Genomic DNA, 17,249 nt, shown 5'->3' with positions numbered 1-17,249 from the left:
CTCCCCGTTTATTTCTTATTCTGGTGTGATTGTGCGGCTTTGTAAAGAGCCTCGATTGCAGGTAATTTATCCCCGGCAAGATAGTCAATGCACGATCCTCCGCCAGTGCTCACGTGAGAGAAGCGATCTTCAAATCCCATCTGGCGAACTTCAGCAGAAATGTGTCCACCGCCGGCAACCGAGTAGTCCGCTTCTGTTGCAGCCTTGATAATTTCATAAGTACCCAATTCAAAGCCGTCAAGTTCCGAAACTCCTGCAGGGCCGTTGAGAACTACGGTTTTTGCAGCGCTTATTTCAGATGAATAAGCCACAATAGTCTCCAGACCTATATCGTTTATTGGAAGCCCCGAATCACCAACATCTTCAATCTGGACTTCAATGCGTTTGCCACCGTCATTGAGTGCAACATCCTTTGGCATCCCAATTTTCCCGTTGAACCTGTCAAGCAGGGATTTTGCCACTTCAATCTGATCCGCATAGCCCTGAGCCTTTATGAAATCCATGTTTCTGTTGCCGATATTTATTCCAGAAGCTGCAAGCATTACATTTGCAACAACACCGGTGACAAGGACCCGATCAGCCCCACCGTTTGAAAGGACATGCGCCGCAACCCTCAGAGAGTCATCTACCTTAGCCCCTCCAAGCACAAATATGCAGGGATTTCCGCCTTCCCTGATACTCCTGTTTAACGCTTCAATTTCTTTTTCAACAACCCTTCCTGCACCCGTGGGAACCAAATCGGTGAATCCCATAAGGGACAGGTGTGAACGGTGTGATACTGCAAAAGCATCGTTGAGGAAAACATCAATGTGAGGCAGTAGTTTTTTTACCATATGAGTTTCAGAGTGCTCTTCTGAAGATCGAGAGATAGTTTCCTCGGAGTAAAACCTCACATTTTCAAGTAAGATTATGTCACCGTTTTCCATGGAATCTATTCTTGAGCGTGCGTGGCTTCCGAAAATATCATCGACATATTCCACATGTTTGCCGAGATAGCGGGATAACTTCTCTGCATGCGGTGCCATGGTAGTAAAGTCGCTCTTTCCCGCCCTGCTCTGGTGGGCAAGAAGAACCACTTTTGCATTAGAAAGATCCTTAATTGTCGGGATGTGACTGACGATACGCATATCATCCAGTATATTCCCTTCAGGATCCATAGGCGTATTGATGTCCACCCTTACAAAAACAGTCTTATCGTCAACATCAAGATCATCAATCGTGAGATATTCCTTTGTTGTCACGGTATTCATCACCAATACAAACCAATTATGATATCCTTACGGGCTAGAATCTACGTGTATCTATATAGTTATTCCTCTCCAAGACCCATGGATGAAATTATGGAATCGATATCCACATTATCTTCAACTAGTTCCACAATTCTCGAAAGCTTGGTCTTTTGCCCTATTCGGGTATGACCAATCAATGCTTCCATCCTTTCAATGGTTGACATTGTGTCCCCCCTGACAAGAACTATCGGGACACCTGCCTCATCGGCACTTCCAAGCACAGCTTCACTGGGTCTGAGATTGCCGGTGAGAACAAGAGCTTTCACACCTGCCTCAATTGCTGCCATCTGTACATCAGAGCGGTCTCCTCCCGTTATAACCACACTATTTGGACTACGTCTGAAGTACTTAATTGCAGAATTTACTTCCATTGCACCTACTAGATAATGATCAATGAGTTCACCAAGATTTTCAGATCCTGAAAGCACATCCCCATGTAAATCTTCCACTATTTCGGAAATAGTTATTGAGCGCAATGTCCTGTCTTTCGGGATTATGCCATGAACTTCAATCTCTTTGCGCTTCAGGAAAGGAACAACCAGTTCTTTAACCTGTTTGAGATCGTTTTCTTCCACTTCATTCAGGATGACACCGGCAAGCATCCATGGTTCAGGAATGAGTTTGATGTCGCAGAGAATCCTGTCAACAGCCTGTATGGAATCATATCGTGTTATAAGGAGAATTCTGGTATCCAGTAGCGAAGCAACATGGGGGTCCGAAAGATTGTACATCATACCACCGCCGATACCGCCACTGCCTTCAATTACAACCGCATCTTTCCCTTCTGCGATTTGGGAATATGAATGAAGTATTTTATCCTCAAGCTTGCCATCTTCATCGTGAAGTGCATCTTCAATCAGGTTTTCTGTCAGCATTACAGGAGTCATATACTGGCGATCATCGGTTAGACCCAGAATCTGGAGAGCTTGCTCGGAGTCCTCATCTGAAAGTGTACCATCAACATCCACAAGCAAATTTCCAACTGGTTTCATGTACCCGACTGAAAATCCTTTGTTTTTGAGAATTACAGCGAGACCTATACACAGTGAACTTTTCCCGGAATACTGTTCAGAAGAACTTACAAGAATTGAACCCATTAATTACCCTCCGCTAAATTATCTACCTGCTTCATATGTCAGCCCCCTTGCTCTCAATTGTCCCACGCATATCCATGGCAACACAGCCTTGCCCCTCAGGCAATACCATAAGGGGATTTATCTCAAATTCAAGCAATTCAGGATTTTCGTAAACCAGCTGGGACACACGACAAAGTGCATCCGCAACTGCATCAATGTCATAAGGACGCTCACCGCGTACACCTGTGAGCAACGGGTATGTCTTGATGGAAGCCATCATGGAATGAGCCTCCTTTTTGCTCAGAGGAGCAAGATGGAATGCAACATCCTTGAGCACTTCCACATATGTTCCTCCAAGTCCGAACATCACCAACGGCCCGAACTGGACGTCACGGTTCATGCCGATAATAACCTCAATTCCACCGGTGATCATTTTCTGCACCTGAACCCCATGAATCCTTGCAGAAGGCATGTAACGCCGGGCATCTGAAACCATTGTGTGATAGGCACGTTCCACTTCTCCAGCATCATTCAGGTTAAGTCGAACCCCGCCAACATCTGTTTTGTGGGAAATGTCCGGGGATAATATTTTCATGACTACAGGGTACCCCATTTCCTCTGCCTGATTAACCGCCTCTTTTGCATTGGAAGCCGATGCAGTCGGAATTACCGGAATTCCATAGGAGCGCAGCAGATCAAACGATTCAAGACCGAGTATTCTTCTGTCTTCCCAGGCTGCCTGATTGAATACTTTGGAAACTGCGGACTTGTCCACTTCAACTGATTCAGGATTGTCATAGACATGGTTTTTGATATCCGAATAATCACAAAGAGCCCTCATGCTGGAAACTGCCTTTTCGGGGAACTGGTATCCGGGATAACCGTTGTTATCAAGAATTGATAATCCCTCCCTTACACGTGTTCCGCCAACAAAGCTGCATAAAACCGGTTTTTCAGGAGATAGCTCGGTTACCGTTTTGGCAATATTTTCCACATCAGTCATTGCCTGAGGGGAGGTCAGGACAATAACTCCATGCACATTTGGATCTGAAATCAAAGTCTTGAGAGCAAAACCGTAGAGCTCCACACTTGCGTCTCCCAGAACATCCACAGGGTTGTAAAGACTTGCTGCTGCAGGCAATTCCACCCTCAGTTTTTCAATCGTTTCCTCATCAAATGAAGCAAGAGAAAGCCCTTCTGTAAGACAAGCATCTGCTGCAAGTATTCCCAATCCTCCCGCATTGGTAAGGATTGCGATATTGCGCCCAGCTGGTAAAGGCTGAGATGAAAAGGCACGCATGTAATCAAACATTTCTTCCATGGAAGTTGCACGAAGGACTCCGCTGCTTGAAAATGCCGCATTGTAAGCCTGATCTGAACCTGCCAGCGTCCCTGTGTGTGATGAAACGGCTCTCGAACCCGCCGAAGTTCTTCCTGATTTTACAATTACTATCGGCTTTTTTGCTGAAACTTCCCGGGCAATTTTAACAAATTCAGGTCCGTTTTTTACACCTTCAAGATATGCTGCAACAACTTTGGTATCCGGGTCGTCTGCAAACTCAAGGAGAAAATCATTCTCACCAAGATCTGCTTTGTTGCCGAGACTTACAAATCTGGAAAAACCCACCCCTTTTTCTTCCGCCCAATCAAGGGCTGAAGTACAAATTGCGCCGGATTGTGACATGAGGGCAATATTTCCCGGATTTGCCATTGATGCGGCAAAAGTGGCGTTAAGTCCTGCAAGGGGGTTGATGATTCCAAGACAGTTTGGCCCTACCATTTTCATACCGTATTTGTTTGCAATTTCAACACATTGCCTTTCAAGTTTGGAACCTTCGATTCCTGCTTCCTTGAAGCCGGCTGAGATTACAACAACATAACTGACTCCTGATTCCCCGCATTTTTCCATCACAGCAGGAACCGCTTTTGCGGGCACAACAACTACCGCAAGGTCCACTTTGTCGGGAATTGCATCAATGGAGGGAAAACACTGGAGATCATGGATATCAGAAACCGTAGGATTCACCGGATAGATTTTTCCCTTAAAGTCAAGCATGAGGTTATCCAGTACCGCACGACCCACTTTCCCCTTCGTACGTGATGCACCAATTACCGCCACCGAAAGTGGATTAAAAAGCTTGTCAAGCATGAGTATACCCGTATATTTAGTCCATTGAATAGAAGTTTCAATGATAGATAAATTTGTAGGGCACGGGTAAAACCCAAAAGCTAATAATGAGAGAAATTGTATGCAGTTGCAGGTGATTATATGAAAATTCTTGGAATATCCGGCAGCCCAAAATCCGGTGGAAACACCGAAAACATGATCGAAGAAGCCCTGAAAATCGCACAGGGAAGGGGATTTGAAACTGACCATGTTTACATTTCTAAAAACGAGATAAAACCGTGTACAGCATGTGGAAGCTGTTATGAAAAAGATGAATGTGTAATCAAAGACGGCATGACCGATGTCTATGATAAGCTTGTGGAAGCAGACGCGATTATCGCTGCATCCCCGGTTTATTTCGGCAGCCCAACCGCCCAGATCAAAGCCCTGTTTGACAGGAGTGTAGTGCACAGGCGACACAATTTCAGACTTGCAAACAAAATCGGAGCTGCAATGGCAGTTGGAGGTTCAAGAAACGGCGGTCAGGAAAAGACAGTTCAGGTAATACAGGACTGGATGCATATCCATGGTATGATCATTGTCGGCGATGGTGGCCACTTCGGAGGTATTACCCGCAAGGCTTCCACAGATGATGAAGAAGGCATGAAAACCGTCATCGACACTGCAAACAAGGTTTGCGACGTCCTCGATTTAATGAAAAAATAAATTGGCCTTGTAGAAAACTTATACTTCACATATGAACCACAGAGTTCACAGAGAACACAGAGAGGGAGAAAATCCTCTGTGAGCTCTGTGTTCTCTGTGGTTACATTTGTATTCCTGTGAGGATTTCTACAGAGCCAATAAATTGTTCAAAGAGGCCTGCCGATAAAGTATCCGGGCGTGGCCTCCGTAATTTCCACCATTATTCTCTGGCCTTCGGATACCCCTTCTTCCTGAGGGATTACAACAGGCAGGTAGGCATCCGTGCGGGCCATGAACCCTTTTACTTTGGCTTTCTTGGAGACAAAGACTTCCCCTTTCCAGCCCACCATTTTCTCCTTTGATTCCAGTTTGATGGAATCACACAATTCATGAAGCCTGCCGGATCTTTCCACGACTATTCTTGAATCAATGTTGCGGAAATCCCATGCCTTGGTGTGTGGTCGGGGAGTGTAACGGGAAATATTTACTTTATCCGGCCTGATTTGTTTTACCCATTCTTCAGTTAACGCAGCATCCTCGTCGAATTCTCCCGGGAATCCCACAATGATATCCGTGAAAATAGTGCTTTCCGGGAAAGCATCCCTGAAACGTCTGATGATTACGTTTGCTTCTTCAATTGTATGATGCCGGTTCATCCTTTGAAGGACTTTGTCAGAGGCCGACTGGATTGGAAGATGAAGTAACTTGTAGATTTTCGGATTGGAGAAACCTTCAATCATCTCATCCAGAATCGGATAGGCCGAAAAGGGATTCATCATCCCTACACGAACCCGGAAATCTCCTTCAATTGCAGAAATTTGCTTTAGCAAATCCCCGATGTTAGTCCCGATGTCGTTCCCATATTGGGCAGCATCCTGTGACGTTAACCAGATTTCCCTGCAGCCTTCTGCAATTGCCTGCCGGATATCCTCGACAATCGCTTCAGGTTCAAAGGATTTCAGCGGCCCTCTGGCAAGTGTCACAATACAGTAAGAACAGCTATTGTCACAACCCTGTGAGATCTGACAGATATGAATTGATGAATGGAACCGCTTGCGAGGGATATTCAAAAAGCCTTCCGGAGCAGAAGTTGAAACCCTTAGCCCTTTTTCGCCAGATTCAATCCGCTCAAGTACGCTGCAAACATCGGCAATTGAGTTGATTCCCATGATGTGGACATCGGGATTGCTTTCAAGAATATCTTCCAGTTGCACTTCCGGCATACAGCCGGTTACTACAACTTCTTTGCCTTCAAACCCCCATTGTTTGATTTTATGGAGAATCTTCTGCTCGGTGGTGTATTTCACAGTACAGGTATTGCAGACTACAACCTCAGCATCCGCTTCATTGCTCAGAGAATATCCCTTTTCAAGAATGCTGGATGCCATTATTTCGGATGAGGACTGATTGGCCGCACATCCGAAGGTTGCAAGATATACTTTCACTGAAATGCTCACTCCGTGAGTTCAAAATTACAAACGCAGGGGGGTCTCGTCCTTGTCCCCGATGTAAATTGTATCCGTGAATTTGACAACCCCGGAGGAGCCCATGGAAATACTGTGAACCCTGGCATCACCTTTGCCGAAAAGGTTTGCGCCTTTGAGGAGATTCCCTGTGGTTACACCGGTTGCAGCAAAGATTACATCCTTGCCTGGAACGAGTTTTTCAGTGTCCAGGATCTCGTTCATGTTTTCCATGGTAATTCCCATCTTGTTGAGACGAGGCATCTTTTCCTCGTATTCCGCATCAATTTCTTCCTGTGATTTGCCATTGGCAACTGTCGGGAGAACCAGACGTGCGAGCACTTTTCCGCCAAGAATCTTAATGGCTGATGCCGTAAGGACAGCTTCGCCTGAGCCGCCTGCACCCATTACCACGTGGATACCTGAACCTCTTATTGCCGTGGCAACACCTGGCATCAAATCACCATCCTGAACAAGGTTGACACGGGCGCCGGCTTTGCGGATTTCCTCGATCTTTGCCTTGTGGCGATCCCTTTCAAGTATAACAACTACAAGTTCCTCGATACTGCGATCAAGTGCATGGGCTACGATTTCAAGATTCTGTTTTACGGGCGCATCCAGATCAATCTGTTCATCGGGGTGATCAAGTTCATACTTGACAACCTCAGGCCCCACTACAATCTTGTCCATGTATACATCCGGGCCGTGGAATAATCCACCGGGTTCGGCCATCGACATTACGGAAATGGAACCTGGAATTCCGTCTGCAGTCAGGTTGGTTCCTTCCAGCGGATCAACTGCAATATCTACTTCAATATCACTTTCCCCGGTTCCAACCTCTTCCCCGATGTACAGCATGGGAGCTTCGTCACGTTCCCCTTCCCCAATTTTGATGGTGCCTTTGATATCAAGGCAGTTGAGCATTCTCCTCATGGCTTCCACTGAAACGTGGTCTGCATAATTCTTGTCACCACGTCCTATCTGGTGTGCAGCTGCAATAGCCGCAGCCTCGGTTACATGTATAAGGTGAGGAAGAACTTCATTCTCAATCGGGCCTGCGCTTTTCATCATGTTTTCTGCTGTCTTGGGGTGGGGCATGATATCATCTCGATTATTTCTTATGCGGTAATAATGTGGGATAAGTTAAGTTTTTTCCGTTGGGAACCTTGTCAAAGATAGAAAATCAAGAATTGTTGGGTTATGCATTTTAACAATAGGATAGTTATGTTTTATTCGAGTTGCTCATACACGTATTGATAAGCAGGACGAAGTAGCACTTTTTTCCCATCAACTTCCAAAAAGATATTTCCTTCCAATAAGGTCTCAATCTTTCTTTTTATAAAACTCTCCATTTCTTGATCAAAAGAATGAATTAATGACTTCGAGCTGATTCTCTTATTTTCAGCAACCTTTCGTATTAATAAAACCGTATTTTCGATCTCTGTGTCCCTATTAAAATATGGATATAGATTACTGATGTAATAAAAAATAAATTTGAAACTCAAATACATCAAAAATAAGAACAAGAGTATTGAAAAAAATGTTCTAAAATCATTCTCCCACAATGAAATAGGATCTACTAGCAAGATTACCTTAGCAAGTAGCAAAACCAAAAAAGCATGAGATGAAGCCTTTATGTATCCATAAAGTTGGATTAAATCCATATATTCAGATATATAGGCATCAAAAAGAGCTGGCGTACACTGAATGATAATCCTATGCAAACCACCTACAAAAAAAGCAAATAACCAAAAAAAGACGTAATAAATATGCAAATTAATAGTATGTAACAACAATGGAAGAGCAAGAGATACAACGAATACTTCGGATATTAACTAAAAAACAGTTATTTTGTTCAATACAAAATAATTTCGATACAACTTTGAAAGAGATTTGTATTTTGTGATATGCAAAACTATCGCTGCTGCAACAAAAGGATATATGAAAGCTTTTGGTGAAAAATGACTCAGAAAATTGCTCTCATTCTCAAAAATAAACAATAAAAATGCTAAAACTAGAGTTATTAAGAGAGATTTAAAAACTACATCGTTTCCCATCTTGGTTTCTGCATCAAAAATATTGCCTATATTAAAAATTCCAATCATTTAAATTGTTAAATGGGTTGAAAGAATAAATTATTTCTGTGCAAAATTAATTTTTTGACATAACGTCCTGCGAATCAACCTTACATATTTAGCAGTAATTAGGGACAATCAGATTTTTCACTTCAGCACATCAACCAAAGCAACTCTCTCAAGCACAAGATCCGGGAGTCTTGCATCCCCCACTGCAATAATCTCAGCCTCATGGATTTCGAAGTGATCTATCAAAACATCCCTTTTCTCCGGCCTGAATTCAATCACTGATGAGATTTCAACAAAATCGCGAAGTACATCCGAGGTTTGTAAGACTGCTTCCTCCAGTTCCCCCAGAACCACGAAAGCCACGTGGTTTTCACCTTCTGAAAGACCCAACGAGAATGCTTCGGCTATCTGGCGTTTCCCGGAAGCATATCGCATCATTTCGACTCCGAGGTCACGGGCTACGTTTTGCTGCTCCTCAAAAGCCCGCATGGCCTTGCGCATTGCCAGATCGATATGGGATAATCCCACAAGCTTGCTTGCATCCATTGCCTGGATTATAACTTCGTTTGAGGATGCAAGAGAGCGAATCTCACTCAAGAATTCCTGCAAATCTTCTACGAAAAGGATACCTTCAACAATCTCTCTTTCCATGGCAAAAGTTACTGATTCGCATTTAAATAATAAATATGACGGTAAAGAGTCTCGAAACCAAAGAAAAAAGACTGCACAAATAGCTTTAATAATAAGTACATAGTAGAACGGGATAAGCTCGGAGAGTAATTTATTCACATTATTTACTTATAAGGAACCAAAAGAAGATCCTTACAACTAACAGAGGGACATTTATGGAAGATTATAACCCGCAGAAAGTAGAGGCAAAATGGCAAAAAATATGGTCTGAAAGCAGGGTTTTTGAACCCGAACCTGATGACCGGGAAAAATATTTCATTACCATACCATACCCCTACTTAAACGGGAATCTTCATGCAGGCCACACACGTACCTTCACAATCGGCGATGTTGTAGCAAGACACAAAAGGATGCAGGGTTACAATGTCCTCTACCCAATGGGTTTCCACGTAACCGGAACTCCTATTGTAGGTCTTGCGGAACTTGTTCAAAACAAAGACCCCCAGACAATGGATGTCTACACAAGGTTCCACAGGATCCCTGAAGATGTACTTCCAACACTTGATAATCCCGAGAAAATCGTGGAATATTTCAGTGTTGAAGCCGAAAAAGCAATGCGCTCAATCGGATATTCCATTGACTGGAGACGCAAATTCACTACAACCGACGATTCATACAAGAAATTCATCGAGTGGCAGTACAATTTGCTCCATGAGAAAAACCTTATCGTGAAAGGTTCACACCCGGTTAAGTGGTGTCCAAACGATGACAATCCGGTTGAAGATCACGATATCCTCAAAGGAGAGGAAGCAACAATTGTCGATTACACATTAATCAAATTCTCCTACGACGGAGTCATTCTGCCCTGTGCAACCCTTCGTCCTGAAACCACATTCGGTGTAACAAACCTCTGGATTAACCCGGATGTCGAATATGTAAAGGCAAGGGTCAAAAGCGGCGATCTTGATGAAGTCTGGATGGTGAGCAAGGATGCTTATTTCAAACTTACCTTCACTGACAGGGAAGTTGAGTTCATTGAAGATGTCGACGCAAAGGATTTCATTGGCATCAAAGTAACAAACCCGCTTACAAAAGACGATGTAATTACCCTCCCGGCATCATTTGTCAGGGGAGACAACGGAAGCGGAGTTGTTATGAGTGTACCCGCACACGCACCATACGACTACCTCGCACTGAAAGATCTATACGATGCTGACCTCTCCACCTATGGAATAGCCGAAAGTCTGAGGGACATAAAACTTATTTCACTCATACAGGTTCCCGAATTCGGCGAGTTCCCCGCAGTTGAAGCAGCGGAGGAATATGGTGTTGTGGATCAGGATGATCCAAAAGCCGAGGATGCTACCAAAGTTGTATACCGCAGGGAATTCCACGGTGGTGTCCTGAAGGAAATCACCGGGAAATACTCCGGCATGCCTGTTTCAAAGATCAAGGATGTTCTGACACGTGATCTGGTAAGTGACGGAGTCGGTGAAATATTCTATGAATTCAGCGAACCGGTAACATGCCGTTGCGGTACCCCTTGTGTTGTGAACATGGTGAAAGGACAGTGGTTCCTTAATTACTCTGACCCAGAGTGGAAAGACAAAGTCTATCGCTGCATTGAAAACATGGATATCATTCCCGAAGACCTCAGGGTTGAGTTCAATAACAAGGTAGACTGGCTCAAGGACAAGGCATGCGCCAGAAAGAAAGGGCTTGGTACAAGATTGCCTTTTGATCAGGACTGGCTCATCGAATCCCTTGGTGATTCCACCATTTACATGTCATATTATGTTGTTGCAAAGTTCCTTGCAAACGGCATAACCACCGAGCAGCTCGTACCTGAACTTTTCGATTATATACTGCTCGACAAAGGAACCGTCGCAGATGCCTCTGAGAAGAGTGGAATTGATTCCACCACAATCGAGGAAATAAAGAAGGACTTTGAGTACTGGTATCCGGTTGATCTCAGATCTTCAGGAAAGGATCTCATTCCAAACCACCTGTTGTTCTTCCTCTTCCACCACGTTGCAATATTCGATGAAGACAAATGGCCCCGCTCAATAGCCATCAATGGATTTGTATCCCTAGAAGGCCAGAAGATGAGTAAGTCAAAGGGACCACTTCTTACGCTCAGGGAAGCTGTTGATCATTATGGAGCGGACATTTCCAGGATGTATATCCTTTCAAGTGCTGAGCAGACACAGGATGCGGACTGGAAGAATGAAGGCATCGAAACTGCCCGTCGCCAGATTGACAGGTTCTACAGTTTTGTAAAGGATGTCAGCGAATCCGGAGTATGTCTTGGTGATGTAAATGATTATACCACCGTTGACAAGTGGATGCTGAGTCGCCTGCAGTATCGTATACAGCAGACAAACGAAGCTCTGAAGAGTATTCGTACAAGACAGGCATTGCAGAACGCTTTCTTCCTGCTGCTCAACGATGTCAAGTGGTACCAGCGCAGGGGCGGTGAAAACATGCTTTACTGTATCCTTGATACCTGGGCAAGACTGATGGCACCGTTCACACCTCACCTCTGTGAAGAAATCTGGGCAGAAATGGGACACGAAATCGATGATCCGATATCCCTTGCTCCATACCCCGAATATGACGAGTCACTTGTGGACAACAATGCGGAAGCTGCTGAAGAGCTCATAGACAGCACACTTTCCGATGTTGAAGAGATTACAAAAGTTACCGGAATGACTCCTTCAAAAGTCATACTTTATACTGCAGCCTCATGGAAGACAGAAGCTTTCAACAAGGCACTCGCAATGCACTCAGAAGGAAACCTGAATCCTGGAGTGCTTATCAAGGAACTCATGCAGAATCCTGAAATGAAGCGTTATGGAAAGGAAATCCCGAAATTTGCAAAGAAGCTTGTTGAGGATGTCAAGGCCATGAATGACGAAAAATTCAGGATAATGTCAGGATTTACCCTAACTGAGAAAGAAGCGCTTGATGAGGCAAACACATTCTTTGAGAAAGAGCTTGGATGTAAGGTGGAAGTCTTCAACGAAGGAGAGAAACCATACGATCCTGAAAATAAGGCACGCTTTGCAGCACCTTTCAGACCTGCAATTTACATTGAATAAGGGAAGCAATTCCCTTATTTTGCTTCGTTATTTTACAGATAAGAGTCAAGCCTTGTAGGCACCAGACCATGAAGATCTACTGTAGCTCTGGAGATTTCAACGAGTGCTGGAAATGCTTCAAGAGCTAATTCTTCGTTTCCTCCGTCTAAGTTGTAAGCAGGATCAGACTTGGGAATTGAAATTTTATTAATAGATTTGCGCAGTCCTTTTGCCTCTGAGTCAGGTACCTGCTTTACAATTCCGGAAGGATTGGACAATGAAGTTTTTATCTGGTTTTCAGTTATTCCCAGAAGCTTTAGCTCTTCCTTAAATATTGGACGTTCAAAGAGGTTAGTTACTAAAAAGACAGCTACATTAAACCGTTCTTTTGATTCAATTTTATTGAGAGAATCCTGCAAAAGTGAATAGATATCTTTCTCACCTTTTTCTGACTCTTCAAGGAGTTTATAAGTCTTGGAAGGAGGAACTTCAATTTCGGCCAGTTTTCCAACGTCACGAAGTGCCCTGAGATACCCTGTGATTACGAGGCGGTGCTCCTCCATATCCATCTCTTTCAGATCTCTTGTGATGTGGCTGATAGACAATTGCTTGCCACCCTCTAGAAGACCAAGAATAGTATCACAAAGAGCATCGGACATATTACTTTAATTGGTAACAGAACTGAATAAACTTATCGGTGCTTTGTTAGATTGAAAGGTTTATTAAGCTTAAAACCAATTACTCTAGGCAAAATATACGAACTGCTCATTTTAAATCCCCCACCCCCTAACCGAGGTATTGGTAATGCCAAGGCGTACCCGAATAATAAATGACCCATCAGAACTAGTCCCCCTCCTTCAGACGTTCCAGTCGAAGGAACACAAACAGGTATTTAACGCATTGACTGCCGAGTGGATGACTAAATCCCAGCTCGATGAAGTAATGGGTTTTGACGTGGAAGAAAGTCTGAATATACTGAAAAGATGCGGATTACTGGAAATCCAGTGGAGAATGCCAAAACCTGGTGAAAAACCCGAAAAAGAATACCATTCATCTTACTCCAAGGCACAGGCAAACTTCCAGTGTTCATTTGAAGACCTGAGTGAAATAATTACCCTGACGTTTACCCCTTATGAGGAAATCAAGGATTTGATCAGAGATCTTGAACGTGAAGTTGAAAACGGCAACCATTCAATGAGTTCATTAACAAGATCACTTAACAGGAGCCCCCTGTATGTCAGATCACTTGCAAGGCGTTCAGACAGGTTAACCGTTATGGGTCAAAGGCTCAAAATGAACGAGGAAGATAAATGATTGACATTCTTCAGAGTAAAAGTGGTATCACCAAATTCCAGATACTTATTGAAGTTGCCGCACACCAGCCAAATGTAAGGCAAAAGGAAATAGCCGAGAAAATAGGAGTAACTCCTCAGGCGGTTTCCGAATATATTAAAGATCTCACCGCTGATGGATACATTTACTCCGATGGAAGGGTAAGGTACAGGATAACGAAAAAAGGTGTAGAGTGGGTTCTGGAAAACGCTTCAGACATGAAGAAATATGCTAATTTTGTCATGAGCGATATAATCAGTCATGTATCCACATGGACTGCTATCGCAGATGAAAAACTGGAAAAGGGCAACGAAGTATTTCTTCACATGAGAAAAGGACTCCTCTACGTCAGCAAAACCGATGAGGTAGATGCAAGAGGCATTACTATCTCAGCAGTTGAAAAGGGAGAAGACGTAGGCGTAACAAACCTTACCGGAATGATAGACCTTGAGACTTCTGCCATAACCGTTTGTAAAATCCCCCGTAGTGAGCGTGACGGATCACGCAATGTGGATCTTACACGTCTCAAGACCCTTACAAGCTCAAAGGATTACATTGCCGCCATTGGGGTTGAATCCCTTATCGCATTGCGTAAGATTGATGTCGAGCCGGATGTGCGCTATGGTGCCAAGGAATCTATTGTGGAAGCTGCATATCACGGTGTATCATCCATCATCGTGGCCATTGATGAAGAAGTTCCACCAATTATGAGCCGCCTGGAGATGGAAAATCTCGAGTATGAGCTTGTAGATCTTAGCCTTCACTGAGGCAATTCATGAAAATACTTGTTCTTTCAGACACACATCTGAAATCCGGCACTATTCCAGATTGTGTGAACAGGCATATGAAAGACCATGACATGATAATTCATGCTGGTGATTTTGCTTCGTTTGAAGCCTACAAGGCATTTGAAAACACCGGAAAATTAAAAGCCGTTTATGGGAATACCGATCCTTACGAAGTTAGAAAAACACTTTCAAAAACCCTCAAATTTGAGGTAGAAGGTATCAGGATTGGAGTTGTCCATGAAGGCGCCCTCTCAGTTAACGACACAACTGCAATCAGATACAAAGCACTCGAAATGGGTGTTGACATCCTTATTTTCGGACATATACACCATCCGGTATACGAAGAAAGTGATGTTGTTCTTTTGTGCCCTGGATCACCCACAAATCCCCGAATGTCAGATCCTATGATGGCAGAACTAAACATTGAAAATGGAAAACTGAAAGTTAGCTTTATTGAAGTTGAAGGTTCCAGCTGCGGGTATGTTGCTTTTTCACGAGATCTCAATCGGGAAAAATAAAATTCAGTTCTTGCCGTTAATAGTTTCTATTTTAAACCTCACGTTCATGCCCTTGAGGCTTAGGTGTACTTTATCACCGAATTTCACAATTTCATCCAACTCAACACTGTTTCCCCAATCAAAAACGTAATCATAGTTTCCTGAAACCGGCTTGAATCCTAGTGACATCAATCTTCTGCTAACCTCTGAAGGATTCGCACCTTCACTGCTAAACCAAACCAAAAGATATGTTTTCATGATATCGTCAACTCCTTCATATCCTTAATTAAGCAGTCATTTTGGAAAAAGCCAAAGGGATATGGAATACATATCCCACCTTATAAAACTCAGGATTTAAGGGACTTCAATGCTTCCAAAACCATGTTAGAATAATATTTGGCATCAGTACTATAATGTTCTTTTGCCCTGCTAACGTATTCATCATTGCTATCAAGCGATTCAATACGTTTCATGGTCCGGAGTGCAGCGTCAAGAACCCAGAGATCGCGGGTTTGGTCATCCACAATGTTAATGGATTCCGGACGAACAGAAGTTAGTACATCACCATCAGGTGTTGTAAAAGTACTTGGTTTCCCTACAACTGAAACAAATGCAGGCGTTTCACATTCTGCCAGGATGCGAGCAGCATCAGGCTGGTACTGGCCTGCATAGATCAGGAAAGACCCTGTAGGATCTGAAACTCTGCCCCTCCAGTATTCAGATTCAGTACCTATGTTTTCTGTTTCAAGCAATGTTCCAACAAGGAAAAGACGATTGACTTTTGCTCCTGTAGGAGTGAGCAGGTACTGTGGGGAATATACATCGTCCCCATCCCTGAATGACAGATCAGAATTGCGGAATTCCTGAGCAAAAACCCTTTTGGAAACTTCACGTGTGTAACCTGCCATTTACTCCACCTCCAACTCGCTTATAAGTTCATCTACAATCGACATATCAAGATCTGAAACCGGTTTTACCGTATCAGCCAGCAAATATCTCTCTGTGGGAGAGCCATCAACGCTGTAATATTTCCCAACAAGTTCTGCCCTCATACGGGTTAAAACAACACTCTGATCAAGCTCATCTGCTGCAAGACTTATGGCCTCTTCCAGGCTTAAACCAACCATTTGTTCGGACAAATCTCTTCCGATTAATACGTCCTGAACACGGGCGCCATCATCAAGAATTGCCTTTATTCGTAAGTCATAGTTGCCTTCCACTTTGCCATGATCCATACAGGCGCCTTTTGTCAGGGCGCGATTGCATTCCGGACAACGTTTAATTAAACCGGAACCTTCCTGGATACCCACCATTGCAGCGGTGAAAGAAGTCGGTCCGATTTCAATATCCTCGGAAAGAGGTTCAATGCTGCTGGTTCGATTTAACCCAACCTCAAAGCGACCATTCCATTCACTCACCACAAGATTGTTAAAACGATAAGATTTGCCTTCTTCAAGATCTGGAAGCGTGTCACGAGCCCATTTAATGAATTTTACACTGCCGGATTCATCCCCGATAATTCCAACCTGGGAAATTGATTCGTTAGTATTATCCCATATCTGTATGACCTTTGCAGAGATATTCACCCATTGCCCGGCTTCACTGATTTCCCCGATGGTAACATCAGTTGTTGGTGATGAAGAAGAGACTTCTACATCTTCTGAAATTGCTTCAACACTTGTGGTCTTATTGAGGGTTATTTCAAAACGCCCATTCCACTCATTGGTTACAACATTATTGAGCTGGTATGATTTGCCTTCTTCAAGATCTGGAAGCGAGTCACGAGCCCATTTAATGAACTTTACACTGCCGGTCTCATCCCCGATAAGACCAACCTGGGAAATAGATTCGTTAGTATTATCCCATAATTGCAGAACTTTTACACGGAGATTCAGCCACTGGCCCGAACCGGTTATGTCACCCACTTGAGACGGTTCAGAGGTGCGTTTCTTGAAAAGTTGCTCTTTTCCCACACCATGTTCCTTTGAGAAATAGTTAATTACGGTTCTACGCGCCTCGTCTTCCGGCACTTTGAACTTAGTAAGCAGTTTGTCCAGACGCTCTTCAATTTGCTCAGCCGGAATCGAAATTCCAAGCTGCTCAAAGCTATCCTGAATCTCTTTAACAATTCTTTCCATACTAATTACCTCAGACCTCCAGTTTTCTCTCATTTTGGGGAGGCAAAAGGCAGTATGACT

General features: G+C 43.7%; 15 protein-coding genes. 5 read left to right on the top strand and 10 right to left on the bottom strand.

The annotated features are described in order from the left end of the window. Positions 1–8: 8 nt before the first annotated feature. The 3 genes from J2755_RS09130 to acs are packed head-to-tail and all read right to left on the bottom strand — an operon-like array spanning position 9 to position 4,514. A complete protein-coding gene (locus J2755_RS09130; RefSeq protein WP_209682326.1) occupies positions 9–1,253 on the bottom strand; it encodes a phosphoglycerate kinase in 1,245 nt (414 codons plus the stop codon). A gap of 56 nt (positions 1,254–1,309) precedes the next feature. After that, the gene (locus tag J2755_RS09125; protein WP_209682323.1) at positions 1,310–2,386 is read right to left on the bottom strand and encodes a phosphotransacetylase family protein; all 1,077 of its coding nucleotides are present in this window, start codon (positions 2,384–2,386) and stop codon (positions 1,310–1,312) included. 31 nt (positions 2,387–2,417) lie between these two features. Then, positions 2,418–4,514 carry an acetate--CoA ligase alpha subunit gene (acs, locus tag J2755_RS09120; protein ID WP_209682318.1) on the bottom strand — a complete coding sequence of 699 codons (2,097 nt, stop codon included), beginning with the start codon at positions 4,512–4,514 and terminating at the stop codon, positions 2,418–2,420. Positions 4,515–4,634: 120 nt separating this feature from the next. On the opposite strand from acs, the gene J2755_RS09115 reads away from it, so the two are divergent. After that, the gene (locus J2755_RS09115) at positions 4,635–5,198 is read left to right on the top strand and encodes a flavodoxin family protein (protein WP_209682315.1); all 564 of its coding nucleotides are present in this window, start codon (positions 4,635–4,637) and stop codon (positions 5,196–5,198) included. 146 nt (positions 5,199–5,344) lie between these two features. On the opposite strand, the gene J2755_RS09110 is transcribed toward J2755_RS09115, so the two are convergent. From J2755_RS09110 to cgi121, 3 genes are all read right to left on the bottom strand, one after another. Then, positions 5,345–6,622: a tRNA (N(6)-L-threonylcarbamoyladenosine(37)-C(2))-methylthiotransferase gene (locus J2755_RS09110; protein ID WP_209682312.1), complete on the bottom strand. Its 1,278-nt coding sequence runs from the start codon at positions 6,620–6,622 to the stop codon at positions 5,345–5,347. Between the two features lie 27 nt (positions 6,623–6,649). Further along, positions 6,650–7,738, bottom strand: coding sequence for a class II fructose-bisphosphatase (glpX, locus tag J2755_RS09105; RefSeq protein ID WP_209682298.1), 1,089 nt, complete (start codon positions 7,736–7,738; stop codon positions 6,650–6,652). 1,124 nt (positions 7,739–8,862) lie between these two features. Then, complete coding sequence (gene cgi121, locus J2755_RS09100; RefSeq protein ID WP_209682296.1) at positions 8,863–9,375, bottom strand: KEOPS complex subunit Cgi121; 513 nt, start codon at positions 9,373–9,375, stop codon at positions 8,863–8,865. A 194-nt stretch (positions 9,376–9,569) separates the two neighbouring features. On the opposite strand from cgi121, the gene leuS reads away from it, so the two are divergent. After that, a complete protein-coding gene (gene leuS, locus J2755_RS09095; protein ID WP_209682294.1) occupies positions 9,570–12,455 on the top strand; it encodes a leucine--tRNA ligase in 2,886 nt (961 codons plus the stop codon). A 32-nt stretch (positions 12,456–12,487) separates the two neighbouring features. Here the strand turns inward: leuS and J2755_RS09090 are convergent, their stop codons facing one another. Further along, complete coding sequence (locus tag J2755_RS09090) at positions 12,488–13,093, bottom strand: hypothetical protein (protein WP_209682291.1); 606 nt, start codon at positions 13,091–13,093, stop codon at positions 12,488–12,490. Positions 13,094–13,238: 145 nt separating this feature from the next. On the opposite strand from J2755_RS09090, the gene J2755_RS09085 reads away from it, so the two are divergent. From J2755_RS09085 to J2755_RS09075, 3 genes are read left to right on the top strand one after another with little or no spacing between them, the layout of a single operon-like run. Further along, complete coding sequence (locus J2755_RS09085) at positions 13,239–13,748, top strand: ArsR family transcriptional regulator (protein WP_209682288.1); 510 nt, start codon at positions 13,239–13,241, stop codon at positions 13,746–13,748. Beyond that, positions 13,745–14,533, top strand: a complete 789-nt coding sequence (locus J2755_RS09080) for a DUF7839 domain-containing protein (protein WP_209682285.1) — start codon at positions 13,745–13,747, stop codon at positions 14,531–14,533. The genes J2755_RS09085 and J2755_RS09080 overlap by 4 nt, the downstream gene beginning before the upstream one ends. 8 nt (positions 14,534–14,541) lie before the next feature. Next, complete coding sequence (locus J2755_RS09075; protein ID WP_209682281.1) at positions 14,542–15,072, top strand: metallophosphoesterase; 531 nt, start codon at positions 14,542–14,544, stop codon at positions 15,070–15,072. 3 nt (positions 15,073–15,075) lie between these two features. On the opposite strand, the gene J2755_RS09070 is transcribed toward J2755_RS09075, so the two are convergent. The 3 genes from J2755_RS09070 to J2755_RS09060 form a co-directional block, all read right to left on the bottom strand. After that, complete coding sequence (locus J2755_RS09070) at positions 15,076–15,309, bottom strand: hypothetical protein (RefSeq protein ID WP_209682277.1); 234 nt, start codon at positions 15,307–15,309, stop codon at positions 15,076–15,078. 89 nt (positions 15,310–15,398) lie between these two features. After that, complete coding sequence (locus J2755_RS09065; protein ID WP_209682275.1) at positions 15,399–15,959, bottom strand: RPA family protein; 561 nt, start codon at positions 15,957–15,959, stop codon at positions 15,399–15,401. Further along, positions 15,960–17,189, bottom strand: a complete 1,230-nt coding sequence (locus J2755_RS09060) for a replication protein A (RefSeq protein WP_209682270.1) — start codon at positions 17,187–17,189, stop codon at positions 15,960–15,962. Positions 17,190–17,249 lie beyond the last annotated feature (60 nt).

Source organism: Methanohalophilus levihalophilus (assembly GCF_017874375.1).
Classification (GTDB): domain Archaea; phylum Halobacteriota; class Methanosarcinia; order Methanosarcinales; family Methanosarcinaceae; genus Methanohalophilus; species Methanohalophilus levihalophilus.
This window is presented reverse-complemented; position numbering and strand designations above follow the sequence as displayed.

Coding starts and splice junctions, on each gene's coding strand:
- leuS (WP_209682294.1), top strand. CDS start 9,570: ATGGAAGATTATAACCCGCAGAAAGTAGAGGCAAAATGGCAAAAAATA.
- J2755_RS09125 (WP_209682323.1), bottom strand. CDS start 2,386: ATGGGTTCAATTCTTGTAAGTTCTTCTGAACAGTATTCCGGGAAAAGT.
- glpX (WP_209682298.1), bottom strand. CDS start 7,738: ATGCCCCACCCCAAGACAGCAGAAAACATGATGAAAAGCGCAGGCCCG.
- J2755_RS09080 (WP_209682285.1), top strand. CDS start 13,745: ATGATTGACATTCTTCAGAGTAAAAGTGGTATCACCAAATTCCAGATA.
- J2755_RS09090 (WP_209682291.1), bottom strand. CDS start 13,093: ATGTCCGATGCTCTTTGTGATACTATTCTTGGTCTTCTAGAGGGTGGC.
- J2755_RS09060 (WP_209682270.1), bottom strand. CDS start 17,189: ATGGAAAGAATTGTTAAAGAGATTCAGGATAGCTTTGAGCAGCTTGGA.
- J2755_RS09085 (WP_209682288.1), top strand. CDS start 13,239: ATGCCAAGGCGTACCCGAATAATAAATGACCCATCAGAACTAGTCCCC.
- J2755_RS09070 (WP_209682277.1), bottom strand. CDS start 15,309: ATGAAAACATATCTTTTGGTTTGGTTTAGCAGTGAAGGTGCGAATCCT.
- J2755_RS09075 (WP_209682281.1), top strand. CDS start 14,542: ATGAAAATACTTGTTCTTTCAGACACACATCTGAAATCCGGCACTATT.
- cgi121 (WP_209682296.1), bottom strand. CDS start 9,375: ATGGAAAGAGAGATTGTTGAAGGTATCCTTTTCGTAGAAGATTTGCAG.
- acs (WP_209682318.1), bottom strand. CDS start 4,514: ATGCTTGACAAGCTTTTTAATCCACTTTCGGTGGCGGTAATTGGTGCA.
- J2755_RS09065 (WP_209682275.1), bottom strand. CDS start 15,959: ATGGCAGGTTACACACGTGAAGTTTCCAAAAGGGTTTTTGCTCAGGAA.
- J2755_RS09115 (WP_209682315.1), top strand. CDS start 4,635: ATGAAAATTCTTGGAATATCCGGCAGCCCAAAATCCGGTGGAAACACC.